This window comes from Streptomyces sp. NPDC107522 (genome assembly GCF_055657525.1).
Map to the genome: position 1 here is coordinate 178,505 of NZ_JBVKAU010000002.1, position 14,456 is coordinate 192,960.

16 protein-coding genes and 1 pseudogene are annotated in these 14,456 nt (G+C 72.7%); 8 read left to right on the top strand and 9 right to left on the bottom strand.

Annotated elements, in window-relative coordinates; genetic code table 11:
• The 4 genes from ACZ7L6_RS05975 to ACZ7L6_RS05990 all read right to left on the bottom strand — a co-directional run bounded on the left by ACZ7L6_RS05975 (position 1) and on the right by ACZ7L6_RS05990 (position 2,953).
• Positions 1-1,026: an ABC transporter substrate-binding protein gene (locus ACZ7L6_RS05975; protein ID WP_471920758.1), complete on the bottom strand. Its 1,026-nt coding sequence runs from the start codon at positions 1,024-1,026 to the stop codon at positions 1-3.
• 50 nt (positions 1,027-1,076) lie between these two features.
• Positions 1,077-1,868 (bottom strand): ABC transporter ATP-binding protein, encoded by a 792-nt coding sequence (locus ACZ7L6_RS05980; RefSeq protein ID WP_471920759.1) that lies wholly within the window; start codon positions 1,866-1,868, stop codon positions 1,077-1,079.
• Positions 1,841-2,734 carry an ABC transporter permease gene (locus ACZ7L6_RS05985; protein WP_471920760.1) on the bottom strand — a complete coding sequence of 298 codons (894 nt, stop codon included), beginning with the start codon at positions 2,732-2,734 and terminating at the stop codon, positions 1,841-1,843. The genes ACZ7L6_RS05980 and ACZ7L6_RS05985 overlap by 28 nt, the downstream gene beginning before the upstream one ends.
• Positions 2,735-2,869: 135 nt before the next feature.
• Positions 2,870-2,953: a putative leader peptide gene (locus tag ACZ7L6_RS05990; RefSeq protein ID WP_313884353.1), complete on the bottom strand. Its 84-nt coding sequence runs from the start codon at positions 2,951-2,953 to the stop codon at positions 2,870-2,872.
• Between the two features lie 135 nt (positions 2,954-3,088).
• Here ACZ7L6_RS05990 and ACZ7L6_RS05995 point away from each other — a divergent pair, with 135 nt between their 5' ends.
• The gene (locus ACZ7L6_RS05995; protein ID WP_471920761.1) at positions 3,089-3,511 is read left to right on the top strand and encodes a secondary thiamine-phosphate synthase enzyme YjbQ; all 423 of its coding nucleotides are present in this window, start codon (positions 3,089-3,091) and stop codon (positions 3,509-3,511) included.
• Between the two features lie 458 nt (positions 3,512-3,969).
• Positions 3,970-4,121: pseudogene (locus tag ACZ7L6_RS06000) on the top strand (substrate-binding domain-containing protein); the annotation flags it as partial.
• Positions 4,122-4,203: 82 nt separating this feature from the next.
• Here ACZ7L6_RS06000 and ACZ7L6_RS06005 read toward each other — a convergent pair.
• The 4 genes from ACZ7L6_RS06005 to ACZ7L6_RS06020 form a co-directional block, all read right to left on the bottom strand.
• Positions 4,204-6,711: a SpoIIE family protein phosphatase gene (locus ACZ7L6_RS06005; protein ID WP_471920762.1), complete on the bottom strand. Its 2,508-nt coding sequence runs from the start codon at positions 6,709-6,711 to the stop codon at positions 4,204-4,206.
• A gap of 222 nt (positions 6,712-6,933) precedes the next feature.
• Complete coding sequence (locus ACZ7L6_RS06010; protein ID WP_471920763.1) at positions 6,934-7,509, bottom strand: hypothetical protein; 576 nt, start codon at positions 7,507-7,509, stop codon at positions 6,934-6,936.
• Positions 7,510-8,043: 534 nt separating this feature from the next.
• Positions 8,044-8,298: a hypothetical protein gene (locus ACZ7L6_RS06015; protein WP_471920764.1), complete on the bottom strand. Its 255-nt coding sequence runs from the start codon at positions 8,296-8,298 to the stop codon at positions 8,044-8,046.
• A gap of 18 nt (positions 8,299-8,316) precedes the next feature.
• Complete coding sequence (locus ACZ7L6_RS06020; RefSeq protein ID WP_471920765.1) at positions 8,317-8,574, bottom strand: hypothetical protein; 258 nt, start codon at positions 8,572-8,574, stop codon at positions 8,317-8,319.
• A gap of 63 nt (positions 8,575-8,637) precedes the next feature.
• Here ACZ7L6_RS06020 and ACZ7L6_RS06025 point away from each other — a divergent pair, with 63 nt between their 5' ends.
• Positions 8,638-9,039 (top strand): hypothetical protein, encoded by a 402-nt coding sequence (locus tag ACZ7L6_RS06025; RefSeq protein WP_471920766.1) that lies wholly within the window; start codon positions 8,638-8,640, stop codon positions 9,037-9,039.
• On the opposite strand, the gene ACZ7L6_RS06030 is transcribed toward ACZ7L6_RS06025, so the two are convergent.
• On the bottom strand, positions 9,008-9,496 hold the full coding sequence (locus tag ACZ7L6_RS06030) for a bifunctional DNA primase/polymerase (RefSeq protein ID WP_471920767.1): 489 nt from the start codon (positions 9,494-9,496) through the stop codon (positions 9,008-9,010). The genes ACZ7L6_RS06025 and ACZ7L6_RS06030 overlap by 32 nt on opposite strands.
• A 261-nt stretch (positions 9,497-9,757) precedes the next feature.
• On the opposite strand from ACZ7L6_RS06030, the gene ACZ7L6_RS06035 reads away from it, so the two are divergent.
• From ACZ7L6_RS06035 to ACZ7L6_RS06055, 5 genes are all read left to right on the top strand, one after another.
• On the top strand, positions 9,758-10,360 hold the full coding sequence (locus ACZ7L6_RS06035; protein ID WP_471920768.1) for a DUF998 domain-containing protein: 603 nt from the start codon (positions 9,758-9,760) through the stop codon (positions 10,358-10,360).
• 55 nt (positions 10,361-10,415) lie between these two features.
• Positions 10,416-11,153 carry a DUF1775 domain-containing protein gene (locus ACZ7L6_RS06040; RefSeq protein WP_471920769.1) on the top strand — a complete coding sequence of 246 codons (738 nt, stop codon included), beginning with the start codon at positions 10,416-10,418 and terminating at the stop codon, positions 11,151-11,153.
• A gap of 70 nt (positions 11,154-11,223) precedes the next feature.
• Complete coding sequence (locus tag ACZ7L6_RS06045) at positions 11,224-11,439, top strand: hypothetical protein (RefSeq protein WP_471920770.1); 216 nt, start codon at positions 11,224-11,226, stop codon at positions 11,437-11,439.
• Positions 11,439-13,775 carry a heavy metal translocating P-type ATPase gene (locus tag ACZ7L6_RS06050; RefSeq protein ID WP_471920771.1) on the top strand — a complete coding sequence of 779 codons (2,337 nt, stop codon included), beginning with the start codon at positions 11,439-11,441 and terminating at the stop codon, positions 13,773-13,775. The genes ACZ7L6_RS06045 and ACZ7L6_RS06050 overlap by 1 nt, the downstream gene beginning before the upstream one ends.
• A gap of 5 nt (positions 13,776-13,780) precedes the next feature.
• Complete coding sequence (locus tag ACZ7L6_RS06055; protein ID WP_471921771.1) at positions 13,781-14,320, top strand: copper chaperone PCu(A)C; 540 nt, start codon at positions 13,781-13,783, stop codon at positions 14,318-14,320.
• Positions 14,321-14,456 lie beyond the last annotated feature (136 nt).

Consider the following 14,456-nt stretch of genomic DNA (forward strand, 5'->3'; position numbering starts at 1 on the left):
TCACGAACCCTCCGAAGCGGGGCCCTCAGTGGTCGACGGCGGCAGGTCGCCGTTGTACCGCGTGTCCACGAATTCGCCGAAGTCCACCTCCTTCGGGATGAGCTTCAGCGCGGTGAAGGTGTCGGCGATCTCCTGCTCGGAGGCGACGAGCGGCTTGTCGACCGCGACCGAGATCCGCGTGGCGTTGGTGCGCTTCACCGAGGCCAGCGCGACGTCGTACGGCAGTCCGGTGTCCTTCGCCCACACCTTGGCCCACTCCTCCTGGTGGTCGTGCACCCACGCCGTGGCGCGCCGCAGCCGCTCCAGGTAGTCCTTGATGGCGGCGGCCTTCTTCTTGTCCTGCAGCGCGGAGGGCGCCGCCACCTGGAAGGTGAGGCCGTTGGTGATCCCGTCGCCGGTCGTCAGAACCCGGCCCTGCTTGGACAGGAGTACCTGGGAGGTGTACGGGTCCCACACGGCCCACGCGTCGACCTTGCCGGAGGTGAACGCGGCCAGAGCGTCGGCCGGTTGCAGGTACTTCACGTCGACGTCGCTCAGGCTCAGCCCGGCCGCCTTGAGGGACGCGACGAGCTGGTAGTTGGCGGAGGATCCCTGCGCGACGGCGATGGACCTGCCCTTGAGCTGCTCGGGCTTCGTCAGCTTCGAGTCGTTCGGCACGAGGATCGCGTCGCCCTTGGAGGTGCCGTGGAAGGCGGCAACCACCGTGATCTTCGAGCCCGCGCCCGCCGCGAAGACCGGCGGGGTGTTGCCGACGCCGCCGATGTCGACGGCCTTCGCGTTGACGGCCTCCAGGAGCGGTGGGCCGGAGGTGAAGGTGGACCACTTGATCTTGTAGTCGAGGTTCTTGAGCTCTCCGGCGGCGCGCAGGATGGCCTCCGAACCGCCCTTCTGGTCACCGACGTTCAGGGTGAGGGAGCCCTGGCCGTCGGTGTCCGTCGAGGTCTGGGCGGCCGAGTTCCCGCCGCAGGCGGTGAGCAGGAGCGCGAAGGGGAGGAGGAGAGCGGCGGGGACGAGGCGTCGTCGCATGGGGGATCCGTTCGGTGGTCGTGGCTCGGGGATGGTGCCGGGGGGCGGGTTCAGGCGGCTTCGGCGGCGGTGTCGACGCCGAGGCGCTCCAGGAGGCCGGCGCGCAGTTCCGCGAACCGGGGGTCGGTGATGTCGCGGGGGCGGTCGAGGTCGATGTGCTGCTCGTGCGCGATGACCCCGTCGTCCATCACGAGGACGCGGTCGGCGAGCAGCACCGCCTCCTCGACGTCGTGCGTGACCAGCAGGACCGCGCAGCCGCGCCGCTGCCACAACTCGCCCACCAGGCGCTGGGCCTTGATCCGGGTGAGCGCGTCGAGCGCGCCGAACGGCTCGTCGAGCAGCAGCAGATCGGGCTCACGCACCAACGCCCGTGCGAGTGAGGCGCGTTGAGCCTCGCCGCCGGAGAGGGTCTTGGGCCAGGCGTCCGTACGGTGGTCCAGGCCGACCTCCTTGAGCGCCTGCTCGGCGACGGCGCGGCCGGGTTTGCCCGGCAGGCCGAGCAGCACGTTGCGCCACACCTTCTTCCACGGCATCAGCCGCGGCGCCTGGAAGGCGACGGCCTTGCGGCGCGGGACCAGGACGGTGCCCTCGATGTCGCGGTCGAGACCGGCGAGGATGCGCAGCAGGGTGGACTTGCCGCAGCCGCTGCGGCCGAGGAGGGCCACGAACTCGCCGGGCCGGACGTCGAGTTGGAGCCGGTCGATGACGGCACGTCCGTCGAAGGAGCGGGTCAGCCCCGCCACGTGCACGGCCCGGGTGGCCTGGGCGGTCGGGGAAGCCTGTGCGGCCGGGGAAGCCGGTACCGCTTGGGGGCTCACCGGCCGGTGAACGTCGGTCGCCATTGCAGCAGCAGCCTTTCGAGGGAGCGGACGATGAAGTCGGCGAGCAGGCCGAGGAAGGCGTAGACGATCAGGCAGACCACGATCACGTCGGTCCGCAGGAAGTCCCGCGCCTGCACCATGAGGAACCCGATGCCGGAGTCGGCGTTGACCTGCTCGGCGAAGACGAGGGCCAGCCAGGCGATGCCGAGCGAGTAGCGCAGGCCGGTCAGGGCGCCCGGCAGCGCACCGGGCAGCACGACGTGCCGCACGAGCCCCCACCTGGACAGCCCGAGCGACTCCCCGGCCTCGATCAACTGGGCGTCCACGCCGCGGATACCGGCGTAGACATTCAGGTACAGCGGGAAGGTCACGCCGAGCGTGATGATGGCGACCTTGGGGGCCTCGCCGATGCCGAACCAGATGATGAACAGCGGGATGAGCCCCACGAAGGGCACGGTCCGCAGCATCTGCACAGGCGCGTCCACCAGGTCCTCACCGATCCGGAACAGCCCCGAGAGGAGCGCGAGTCCGGTCCCGACGACGGTGCCCAGCGCCAGCCCGGCGGCGACGCGCTGAAGGGACGTCCCCATCGCCGAGGGCAGCGAGCCGTCGGCGATCAGATCGCCCGCGACCTGGGCGATCCGGCCGGGTGAGGCGAGGACGTCGGACGTCAACACACCTGTGACGCTGAGCAGTTGCCACAGGGCGAGGAGCAGGACGGGGCCGGTGGTGCGGCGCAGCCAGCGGGGGACGCGGGTGCGGCGGGAGGAGGTGGGGACGAGGCGTTCGAGGTCGGGTCGGGGCTGGTCGTCCGCAGTGTCCTTGAGAGCGGATATAAGCGAAATATCGGGTCCGGAGGACTCGGGTGGGGCATGGCTGATGCTCATGGGTGCTCCACGGGAAGGAGAGCGGCCGGTGAAAAGGGGACGGCTGCACGCCGTCACGTCGATCACACGCGAATCAGACGTGCGGGTACGGCGGAGCGCAGGCGAAGGAGGGGAGGGAGAGGAGGGAGAAGGGCGTCAGCGGCCGCGGCGACACGCGGCGGAGGCCACCCGCAGCAGGTCGATGTGACCGCGCGTGGTGAGCAGGGCTGAACGCAACATGCCGCTGAAAGTAGCCAGATGGCGCGGTGACGGTCAACGGCGTCTCGCGAAGTGGACCTTGCGTATCACCGCTCGACCGTCACCCGGACGTGCCCTCGCATGTGGACCCCGGGTGCATGGGCGAGGATGGAGGGCATGTCAGACGCCTTCACCACCCGAGTCCTGAACGTCGCCTCAGGCTCCGCCGAGCGGGTCGTGGACCTCACCCGCGAATGCGAGGCCTTCCTGCGGGAGGCGGCGGGAGACCGCGACGGCCTCCTGAACGTCTTCGTGCCGCACGCCACGGCCGGCATCGCGATCATCGAGACGGGCGCCGGCAGCGACGACGACCTCCTGGCCGCCCTCCACACCCTCCTCCCCGCCGACGACCGCTGGCAGCACCGCCACGGCAGCCCCGGCCACGGCCGCGACCACGTCCTGCCGGCCTTCGTCCCGCCCCACGCCACGCTGCCGGTGCTGGGCGGGCGCCTGGAACTCGGGACGTGGCAGTCGGTGTGCCTCGTCGACACGAACAAGGACAATCCTCGTCGCCAGGTGCGGTTGTCGTTCCTTGCGTGACGAGGGCGCCGACTGCAGGTCTGAAGTCCGGCCGTACCCAACGAGTCCGGCTCGCCAGCCGCTGCCGTTGGCCGCCGGGCCAAAAGCGGATTGTCGATGCCGTCCGTGTCGTTCGGCCGCGTCGGCGCCCCCCGCCGGGGCCGGCCGACAGCGCGGTGGCGGGTCCGGCCACGGCCACGGCTCAGGCGGCGTCTGGGTGGCGCGAGCGGGCTCGGCGCAGATGTGGGGCGGTGTTGCTGGTGGCGGTCGCCGAGAACATCGCCCTGGGCACCGGATAGCCGCGCCGTGCCGGACTGGTCTCCTGGCGGCGCCACCTCGCCAGCCAAGGCTCGTCGACGGACCACCCCGGCCCGCCTGGGGCACGTCAACGGCGAGGAACTGGCTGACCCCGCCCCACCACGGCCCCGGTCGGCAGCCAAGCCGTCCTGGCCCTCGGCGGCGTCCAGTGAGCAGCACCGGCGGCCCCCGTGCCCGAGCCGCTGTCTCTGCAGGGCCGGCAGACCGTCGACGAGTTCAACCGAGCCTTCTCCGGCCGTCTGCCAGCGGATATGTGGCCCCCTTCCACATCGCTACGGCCGCCAACAGCGACAGTGCCAGGACCTGGGTGCCGGAAGATCTGGGGCAGGGGACAGCGGCGTCGGAGAGCTGCTGCCTCACGGTGACGGGCCGGAGCCGGCGTGTGCGGATGCCGGCTATGTCGCCGTCTGCGGTGGCGGGGCGTACTCGGTGAGCAGGAGGGCGATGTCGTCCGCCCTGTCGGTGGACCGGCGGGCGTCCCGCAGCAGCGCGTCGGCCAGATCCTCCAGACGGCACCCGCCCATGCGGGCCAGTGACGCCCGGAGCCGGTCGACGTCGGAATCGATGTCCGAGTCACGCTTCTCGATCAGTCCGTCCGTGTACAGGGCCAGGATCGACCCGGGTACGAGGCGCAGCTCGGACTCCGGAAAGTGTGCCGCTGCGTCGATGCCGAGCAGAGGGCCGCCGGGCACATCCAGGACTTCGGCCTGCCCGTCGGGCAGGCGCAGCAAGGGCGGGGCGTGGCCGGCACGGACGATGCGCAAGACCCCCGAGCGAGGATGGAGCCGGGCGTAGCAGCAGCTTGCGAGGAGCGCCGGGTCGAGGTCCATGTGGAGCCGGTTGGTGTTGGCGACGACGTCGCTCGGCCGGTGGCCGGCAGTGGCGAAGGCCCGCACCGCGCTGCGCAGCTGGCCCATGGCGGCCGCGGCGGCGACGTTGTGCCCCTCGACGTCCCCGACGATCAGCGCGACCTCGTCGCCGGTGGGGATGACGTCGTACCAGTCGCCGCCGATGTCCATCCCTCTGGTGCCCGGAAGATAGCGCCCGGTGACACCGAGGCCCGGCAGTGTGGGCAGCCGGTGCGGCAGCAGCGCGTTCTGCAGGCCGCGGGCGAGGGCGAATTCGGCGTCGTAGAGCCTGGCGCGTTCCAGGGCCTGGGCGATCAGGCCGCCCAGTGCGGTGAGGACTCCGCGCTCCTCGTCGGGAAATCGGTGGACGTCGTCGAAGCCGAGCAGGCAGACGCCGACCGGGCGGTTCGAGGCGATCAAGGGCAGGAACGCCCAGGAGTTGGCCTGACTGACCATGATCCCGGGGTAGGTCTCGAGAAGCTCCTCACGGGACTCGACGAACAGCGGAGCCCCGGAGGTCAGCGCGTCCGTCACGGGCAGCCGGGCATGCAGCGGAGTGCCTTCGAACCGGGCGAGAAAGCGCTTCGAGTAACCGCGCTGATCGAGCAGGCGCAGGCGCCGCTCCTCCACCACGGCGATCGCCAGCTTCTGGCCGCCGAAAGCGGGCAGCAGCTGCTCGGCGACGGCCTCGAACACCTCGTGCGCGGTGACCGCCTCGGTGAGCGCGCTGCCCAGCGTGAGCACCCGGTACAGGGAACCCACGCGGGGGGCCGCGGGCGGAGGCGACCAGGAGACGGGCGGCCTCCCTGCCGTGAGGGTCGCATCGGGTCCGGTGTCGGCCGGGACGGGCTGTCGCGCCGGTGCCACCCACCCCGTCATGCCCTGAGCGCCCGGGTGGAGGGAGAAGACCAGCCATGTGTCCGGTGGGCGGCGGACCAGGAAGGAGACCGGTTGCTGGGAGACCACGGCGGCCCGGTAGCGGTCCTCGTACACGGGATCTGCCAGCCAGGGCAGGACGTCCCAGGGGCGTCGGCCGAGCAGTTCGCCCTGGCGGACCCCCAGCAGGGTCTCCAGGCTGTGGTTGGCGTAGGCGACGCGTCCGTCGGGCGAGAGCGCGAAGAAGCCGTCCGCGAGCCGCTCGATCGCCGCCACGGCGGCCATGCGGCTCCCGGAGTCGAGTACGGCGCCGACCAGATGGGCCGAGGTCTCCACGTCGTCAGGGCTCTCGGGCACCCGGCCCCACAGCTCGACGGTGTGGTGGCCGCCGCGGCCGTCCCGGATGCGCAGGCAGTACGCCAGTACGTGGCGTTCCTGGACGGCGGCACGGGCGGCGGACCGGAAGCCGGGGAGATCCGCGGGCTCGATCATGGCCGCCAGGGTGGCCGCCCGTCCGTCGAACTCGCGGGGCGGCATTCCGAAGATCGCGCACAGATCGTCGTCGGCCGTGAGGGCTCCGGTGTCGAGATTCCAGTCGAACAGGCCCACCCGGATCACCGGGGCGGATGGCAGCGGGACCACTACCGGAGCCATCCGTTCGTCGTACTCACCGAGCGCGCCGCGGGCCCGCAGCCCGGCGAGGGTGGTGCCCAGCCGGTCGGCGGCGGAGCGCAGCTTCCGGCGCTGCGCCCTCGACAGTCCTGTCCCGTCCGGCCTGGCCGTCCACACCACGGCCATGGTGCCGAAGGTCCGCTCGCCCGCCCGTACGGGGACCGATGCAGAGCCGAACGGGTAGGGCAGGGCGACCGAGAGCTGCGGGAAGCGCCGCATCGTCTCCTCCGCGCCGGCCAGATGGACCATCCGCCCGGAGCGGTACGCCTCCGCCACTGGCAGACCGCTGTTCACCGGGATCCGACGCCACCCGCTGAGCAGGGAGAGCGGCGACCCGCACGACGCGGCCACTACGAGCGAGCGGCGGTCGCCGGAGAGCAGAAACACGCTTCCGGTATGCGCTCCGGCCAGCTCCACGGCACCGACGATGGCACTGACCAGCGCGTCGTCGCGCTCGGACGCTTCGCCGACACCTGCGGCGCCGAACGGGTACAAGTTCGATGCCACACCGTTGGCCGACACGTTGCCCTCGATCGTCGGTGGATAATTTGTTCCAGTTTAAGACGGTCTTCAGCTCCCGGGGATCAGGTGCCGGGCCGGGAAGACCGTCCAGCACCCACGGACCGAGCGGCGAGCGCCTACGTTGCCGCTGAAGCAACTCGCCACGGCTCGCGCGATGCAGGCGGATTCTGAGGGCCTGGGCACCCGCCCGAAAGGACCGCGAAAGGCTTACCCCGGTACGGCGCACTGGCGGACCACCTGCGGGCCGTTGGCCTGCTCGCCGACCTGCCCGTCGTACGGTGCCGGGTGGCTGTGCGCGGCGGGTGCCGGGTGGCTGGGCGCCGGGTCGCCCTGGAGGCGGGACAGTTCGCTCGCGCAGCGCTGCAGGGCCACTTCCAGGACCTCGGGCATGGTCAGGGTGCCGCTGCCGTCCGGCGGGACGAGCCAGCGCAGCGCGCCCCAGCGGCAGTGCGGGGCGGGCGCGGTGATCCACGTACCGGCGCCGAGCAGGCGTACGCCGGTGCCGATCCATACGGTCTGCGGCTCCGGCGGCAGTAAGAACCCCACGTGGCGGCGCCGGGCATCCAGCAGACAGGGGCCCGGCTCGAGCAACGGCAGCTCGTCCAGGAGGTCGGCGACGCGCAGCCCGAGCTGTTCCGGCACGATCAGCACGTCCCAGAACCGTCCGGCCGCCAGGAGCGCGACCCCGGTGATGCCGTTCTGCCACTCCTCCTTGCAGGCGCCGGGGTCCTCCGACGCCGCGGCCAGCCACTCCATGGACTTCGTCCACTCCATGAGCGCCATGAAAAGCCTCCCGATGACCGGTGGAGCCTTGGTGCATTGACCGGTGGAGCCTTAGTGCACCCGGTGCCGGGTGATGCGGCCATACGTCCGGAGCCCAATTCCCCGTATGGGGCGAGCGCCCGCGCACCAAACAGGCAGAGAGCAGGACGCGCGCCCCTGAGTCGGCGGAGTACGCCGGGGCGCCCTCCGCGGTCTGGGCAACCCGAGTGGCGGCTGTGAAGGCTGGCACCCGTTTTGGGGTGCTGGCGTGGTGCGCCGGTTTCAGCCGTTTCATGGGCACTGCGCGGAGCTGGTTCGGGAGGCGGTCCGCCAGGTGGACGGTACGGCGGCGGCGCTGCGGGTCGGGAGCGAGGCCGGGGGCGGATTACGACGCCGTCCACGGCGACCCGGCGCTGCTGCCTGGCGCTCAGTGGGCCATAGCCGCCGCGGCACGGCAGACGAGCACCGTCGGGGAGGCCGCCGTACCCATCCCCTCGCCGTCATGCGACAGCGCCCGACCGGCGCTCGGCGTACCACGGCCCTCGCCGGCCGCGGCTACGAGCCGGCCACCTGCCGGCTGGACCCGGCCCAGACGCTGGTGCTGTTCACCGACGGGCGCGTCGAGCACCGCGGCGAGGGCATCGACCAGTCCGTGAACCCTTGGCCGGCGTCGGCTTCGAGGCCGTCGCGGGAGTCGAGCACGTCATCGACACGGTGCCGGCCCGCCTCGATGCCCAGCACGCCGAGGACGACGTCGCCGTGCTCGCCGCCCGGCTGCACCAGCGCGCGCCGCACGGCGACGACGCTCACGCCTGAGCTGTCCCCGCCTCACCAGTCGTCGTACTCGGCGCCTGAGACGTACGGGTCATGCCGGCGCCCCGGCGACGCGGACGGCCGTGCGGTCGGCGGGAGGCTCGCCTCGCGCAGTGCGGCGCACCACGGGCAGTCGGGGGTGTCGTCGGCGTCGTCGCGGATGCCGGAGAAGAAGGGGACGTGCTGTGGTCCGTCGATGGAAGCGGCTCCTGTCTCGATCGTGGGCGGACCGGGAGGCGCAGTCCCACGGCTCCATCCGGGGGATGCGCTCACCCGACTGGGTGGTAGCAACGGCGGTCGGCGTACCACCGGCGCACACCTCCGCGTTGCCCGGGCATGGACAGCTCTGAGACTGCGCGGCGCGTCCTGGGAGGCGATGCCGCACCCGTGACGTACGTCGTACCGGTCACCGGTGTGAGGGGCCAGCCGTCGATCTACGCGGCGCTGGTCGCGGAGTGGCGGGCCCACGGCCGTGCCGTGCCACGGCGCCGCGACACATGGTGGGACTCGGTCACCGCGGCCGACGGCCCCGGGCGGGCCGTCACGTCCTGGGCCGTCGGCCGCTGGACGGGCCTGGCCGCGGCTCTGGAGGCCGCCTCGGCGGACGAGGGGCACGAGGCCACCGAGCGCGTACCGGCCGTCGTCGTCCCCCGGGGCCTTCCCGGGCCGGTGAGTCTGTGGGAGTGGAGCGTCAGCAGCGGGCGCGTCAGCGTCTCCGCTCCGCCGACGACCGACTGACACGCGCCGGGGCGGCAGTGGTGCCGCCCGCCTCGCGCAGCGCCAGCTCCACGACGTCCGGGTTGTACAGCGCGCCGGTACCGTCGGGCGGCAGCAGCCACTCCAGGCGCCATCCGGTGGACCGGTGCGGTGGCGGTACGGCGACCCAGGACCCCCTGCCGACATGGCGTACGCCGGGCCCGACCCACTTGGCGGCCGGATCGGGCGGCAGGAAGAAGCCGACTCTGCGCGCCCCGCAGTTCACCAGGACGGGTCCGGTCGCCCGCAGCCGGGCACGTCTCAGGAGATCCACGGCGCTCAATCCGAGGTGCTCGGGAACACTGAGCACGTCCCAGAGCCGTCCGGCCTCCAGCAGCACCGCGTCCGCGCCCTGATCCCACTGCTGTTTGCACGTCCGAGGATCCACGGCAGCCGCGGCGAGCCACTCGACGGCCTGCTTCCCCATGGTGCGCTGCATGTCCTACCCCCAGCACTCTCGGCCCCGTCCCGTTCGCGGCCATTCATGCTGGTGGATATTTCTATGTCCCGGAAGGGGTGGCGCAGTCTGGCGCGGGCTGGCGATTTCGGCCGAGATGTTCGAAGGTCGCATGGCCGTTCCCGGCTGCCACGCACCGTCATCTCCCTGACACCCAACGGACGTTGTGGCGCCGTGGACACCGTGCCGACGGTGCGGCGTGTGCGTGGCGACCGGACTGGGTGATCGTTTTACGGTGGTCTGATGCGACCTGTCCCAAGATGGGCCTTGCTTTCGTCGGCCTGTGCGCCTGTCGTGCTGATCGGTGGCTGGATGATCGCGGCGCTTCTCGAAGGGCCCGCCTACGACCCCGCCACGCAGACGATCAGCACGCTGGCAGCCAATGGCGCCGCGGGGTCCTGGGTGATGACCGCGGCGCTGGCCGGGCTGGGGATCTGCCACATGGTCACCGCCCTGGGGTTGCGCCCGGCCGCGCTTCCGGGACGTGTCGCGCTGGGGGCGGGGGGAGCGGCCGCGGTGGTGGTGGCTCTGGTTCCGCCGCCGAGCAGCGGAGGTTCGCTGCGCCACGGGTCGGCGGCCGCGGTCGGCTTCGCTCTGCTGGCGGTGTGGCCGGTGCTGGCCGCCGATCGTCGGGGCGCCGCACCCTGGGGACTGAGGCCCGGGCCCTCCCTCGCCGTGACCACCCTGATGGTCGTCAGCGCGGTCTGGTTCGTGCTCGAAATGCAGTACGACGGTGCCGACGGAGCCGCCGAGCGTCTTGTGACGGCCCTTCAGTCCCTCTGGCCCTTCGTCGTCGTCGCCTCCTGCCTCCGCCACCCCGGCCGGCCCGAGGGCCCCTCGCCCTGAGGACGCCCCTGCGCTTGAATGCAGCGACCACATCACCGGTACGAGGGAGTCGCACGTGCCCCGCCCCACCCTGACCCGCAGCCTGCGCCGCACCGGCGCCCTCACCGCGGTCGCGTTCACGGCCGCCGTAGCCTTCGCGGGACCGGCCGCAGCGCACACCGAGGTAGAGGCGGAGGGCGCCCGGGCGCTCGACCGGAACGTCCCGCTGACCTTCACCGCGGAGTCGGAGTCCGGCTCCGCCGGGATCAGCAAGCTGGAGGTGATCCTGCCCGACGGCATCACCCCGGACGACATCACCTACAAGGAAGGCCCCGAGGGCTGGAAGCTCACCCCCACCGGTCGCGGCTACACCGTCTCCGGGCCGACGCTCGCGGTCGGTGAGGACGCCGAGTACGTCGTCACCGTACGGCAGTTGCCCGACGCGAGGACGCTCGTGTTCAAGACCCTGCAGACGTACAGCGACGGGACGGTCGACCGCTGGATCGAGCTGGACGAGGAGGACAAGGGCGACGGCCACGGGCACGGCCACCCCGCGCCGCGGCTGGAGCTGAAGGCAGCCGCACCCGGCGCGAAGGCCGTGAGCCCCACCCCCACCGAGGAGCCGACGACGGCGTCGCCCTCGGACGAGCCGACGACCGGCGCACCGTCGACCCCGCCGGCGCAGGCCACGGCGGACGACACGGAAGGGGACGACGGCATGCCGGTGGCCGTGCCGCTCGGCATCGGCGCGGCCGTCGTCGTCCTCGGTGCCGGCGCCTGGTGGTTGAGGAGCCGTCGAGGCGCGGCTTCCTGAGACGGCGGCCGGGAACTCCCCGCCCTGCGCACCCGACTCCTGAAGCGGTACGTGCGTCAGGAGGCCGTCGATGAAAAGAACCCAACCGGTGCCGCCCGCCCTCTGCGGGTTTCTGGTGCTGCTCGCCCTGATCTTCACGGTGTCGTACGCCGTCGGAGCCGCCACCGGCCCCGTCGCGCCCGGCATGCACCGCTCCGGAACGGGCGGTCACGGTGACGGAGGCGGGGGCGGCATGGACACGGGCGACACCGGGGACATGCCGATGCGGCACGGGAGCGGCGGCTGATGGCCACCGAACCGGCACCCCCGATGACCGTCACCGACCTGATCGTCGGCGGGATGACCTGCGCCGCTTGCGTGCGGCGGGTGGAGAAGAAGCTCGCCAAGCTGGAGGGCGTGACCGCGACGGTCAATCTGGCCACCGGACGCGCCCGGGTGAGCCATCCGCCCGACATCCGCCCCGAAGAACTCGTGGCGACGGTCGAACAGGCCGGATACACCGCCGCGTTGCCCGAGCCACCGAAGGAACGGGGCCACCCCGACGAGGGGAAACGCCGCGGCGAAGGAGCGTCCGAGGACGTCCGCCAGGAGCGCGTCCGGCTGCTCGTCACCGCGCTGCTCGCGCTGCCGGTGCTCGTGCTGTCGATGGTGCCCGCCTGGCAGTTCCGCAACTGGCAGTGGCTGTGCTTCGTGCTGGCCGCGCCGGTCGCCGTCTGGAGTGCCTGGCCGTTCCACGTACGGGCCCTGCGCGGCCTGCGCCACTCGACGGCGACCATGGACACGCTGGTCTCCCTGGGCGTGGTGGCGTCCTTCTCCTGGTCGGCGTACGCCCTGTTCCTCGGCGGCGCGGGCACGCCCGGCATGCGGATGCCGTTCAGTCTGCTGACCTCCGCCTCCGGAGCCCGCGGCGGAGCCGCTGATGGAGGCAGTGCGCACCTGTACCTCGAAGCGGCCGTCGGCGTCCCGCTGTTCGTGCTGGCCGGCCGCTTCCTGGAGGCACGGGCGCGCCACGGCACCGGTGCGGCCCTGCGCTCACTCGCCCGACTCGCCGCCAAGGAGGTGTCGGTACGCGAGGACGACGGCACCGAACGCCTCGTACCGATCGAGGAGTTGGCGGTCGGGCAGCTCTTCGCCGTACGGCCCGGCGAGCGCGTGGCCACCGACGGCACGGTGGCGGAGGGCAACTCCGCGGTGGATCTGTCGCTCGTCACCGGGGAGAGCGAACCGGTCGAGGTCGGGCCGGGCTCGGCGGTCGTGGGCGGCGCCGTCAACGCGGGCGGGCTGCTGCTCGTGCGGGCCACGGCCGTGGGCGCGGACACCCAACTCGCCCGGATCACCCGGCTCGTGACCGAGGCCCAGGCCGGGAAGGCCCGGGCGCAGCGGCTGGCCGACGCAGTGGCAGGTGTGTTCGTGCCCGTGGTGCTGGCGCTGGCCGTCACCGTGCTCGGGTTCTGGCTCGGGGCCGGGGCCGATCCACAGGCGGCGATCACCGCGTGCGTGGCCGTCCTGGTCGTGGCGTGCCCCTGCGCGCTGGGCCTGGCGACCCCGACCGCGCTGATGGCCGCCACCGGACGCGGCGCCCAGCTCGGCGTCCTGGTCCGGGGCCCGCAGGCCCTGGAGGGGCTCCAGCACATCGACACCGTCGTCCTCGACAAGACCGGCACCCTCACCTCCGGGCACATGAGCGTCACCCGGGTCACGGCCGTGCCCGGCGGGCTCGGCAGGGGAGCGGTGCTGCGGCTGGCCGGGGCGGTCGAGCAGGGCTCCGAACACCCGCTGGGCCGCGCGGTCGTCGCGCACGCCCGCCGCATCCTGTCCGAGCAGGGGCAGTTGCCCGAGGTGCGTGACTTCCGCGCCGAAGCGGGCCGGGGTGTGCGCGGCCGGGTCGAGGGCCGACTGGTCGAAGTCCTCGCGCCGGGCGACGAGTTGCCTGCGGCACTGGCGGACGCGCTGCCGGCGGCGGAGGCGGCCGCGCGCACGCCGGTCATCGTCCGCGTCGACGGGGTGACGGAGGCGCTGATCGAGATCGGGGACGTCGTGCGCCCCGGCGCCTACCGGGCCGTGGACCGGTTGCGGCGCCTCGGTGTGCACCCCGTGCTCGCCACCGGCGACCGGGAGGCACCGGCCCGGGCGGTCGCCGCCGCACTCGGCATCGAGGAGGTCCACGCCCGCTGCTCACCGCAGGACAAGGCGGACCTCGTACGGGAGTTGCTCAAGCGCGGCCGTCGGGTCGCGGTCGTCGGCGACGGCGTCAACGACGCGGCGGCGCTGGCCGGTGCCGACCTCGGCATCGCCATGGGCACGGGGACGGACGTCGCGATCGGGGCCGCCGATGTGACCCTCGTGCGCGGCGACATCGAGGCGCTCGGGGACGCGGTACGGCTCGCCCGCCGCACCCTGGGCACGATCCGCGCCAACCTGCTGTGGGCCTTCGGCTACAACGCGGTCACCGTGCCGCTCGCCATGGTCGGCCTGCTCAACCCGATGGTCGCCGCCGTGGCCATGTCGGCGAGCTCACTGCTCGTGGTGGGCAACAGCCTGCGGCTGCGGGCCTGGCAGCCGGCGCCGGCTCGGGGGCGTAGACGCGTCGCCGAGGTGGACCAGGGAGGCCGTACGCGATGACCGCGATGACCACACCTCCTGCCGAGCAGACGGCCGATCGCCGAGCCCGGCGCACGGCCCGCCGCCGGATCGCCGACGGCCTGCTCGCCGCGCTCGCCCCGGTCGCCGCGTGCAGCGTCGCCCTGGGTGGCCTGACCACCTGGGTGAACTCCGGGGCGGCGGGCAGCCCGGCGCGGACCGCGGTCACCGGCGGCCGGGTCTTCCTGCCGTACGGCGACGCCCGCGACACCGCCGCGTTCTTCCGGATCACCAACACCGGGGGCGCGGACGACCGGCTGTTGAAGGTGACGTCCTCCGCCGTCGGCGACGGGACGCTCAGCCGGCATCGCATGACCAGTGGCCGCATGGCGTACGCGCAGACGGTCGACTCGGCCCGGGTGCCGGCCGGCGCCGGCCTCGCGATGTCCCCGTACGGCCTGGACGTGACGCTGCGGGCGAAGCCGGGATGGCGGACGGGCGACCTCGTGCCGTTCACGCTGCACTTCGAGCACGGCGGAAGGATCGACGTGTCGGCGGTGGTGGTCCGCCCCGGCGAGGGCGAGTGAAGGGACAGGCCTCACCTCCAGTTGTCGGTCGGGCCGCGTGCCCGGTTCCCTCGCTTCGGTGTGTCCTGTATCACTCTTCTGGGCTTGAGTGCGGGACGGGGGTGTAGTGCGTACCCACCGGTGACGAGCGGGCCCA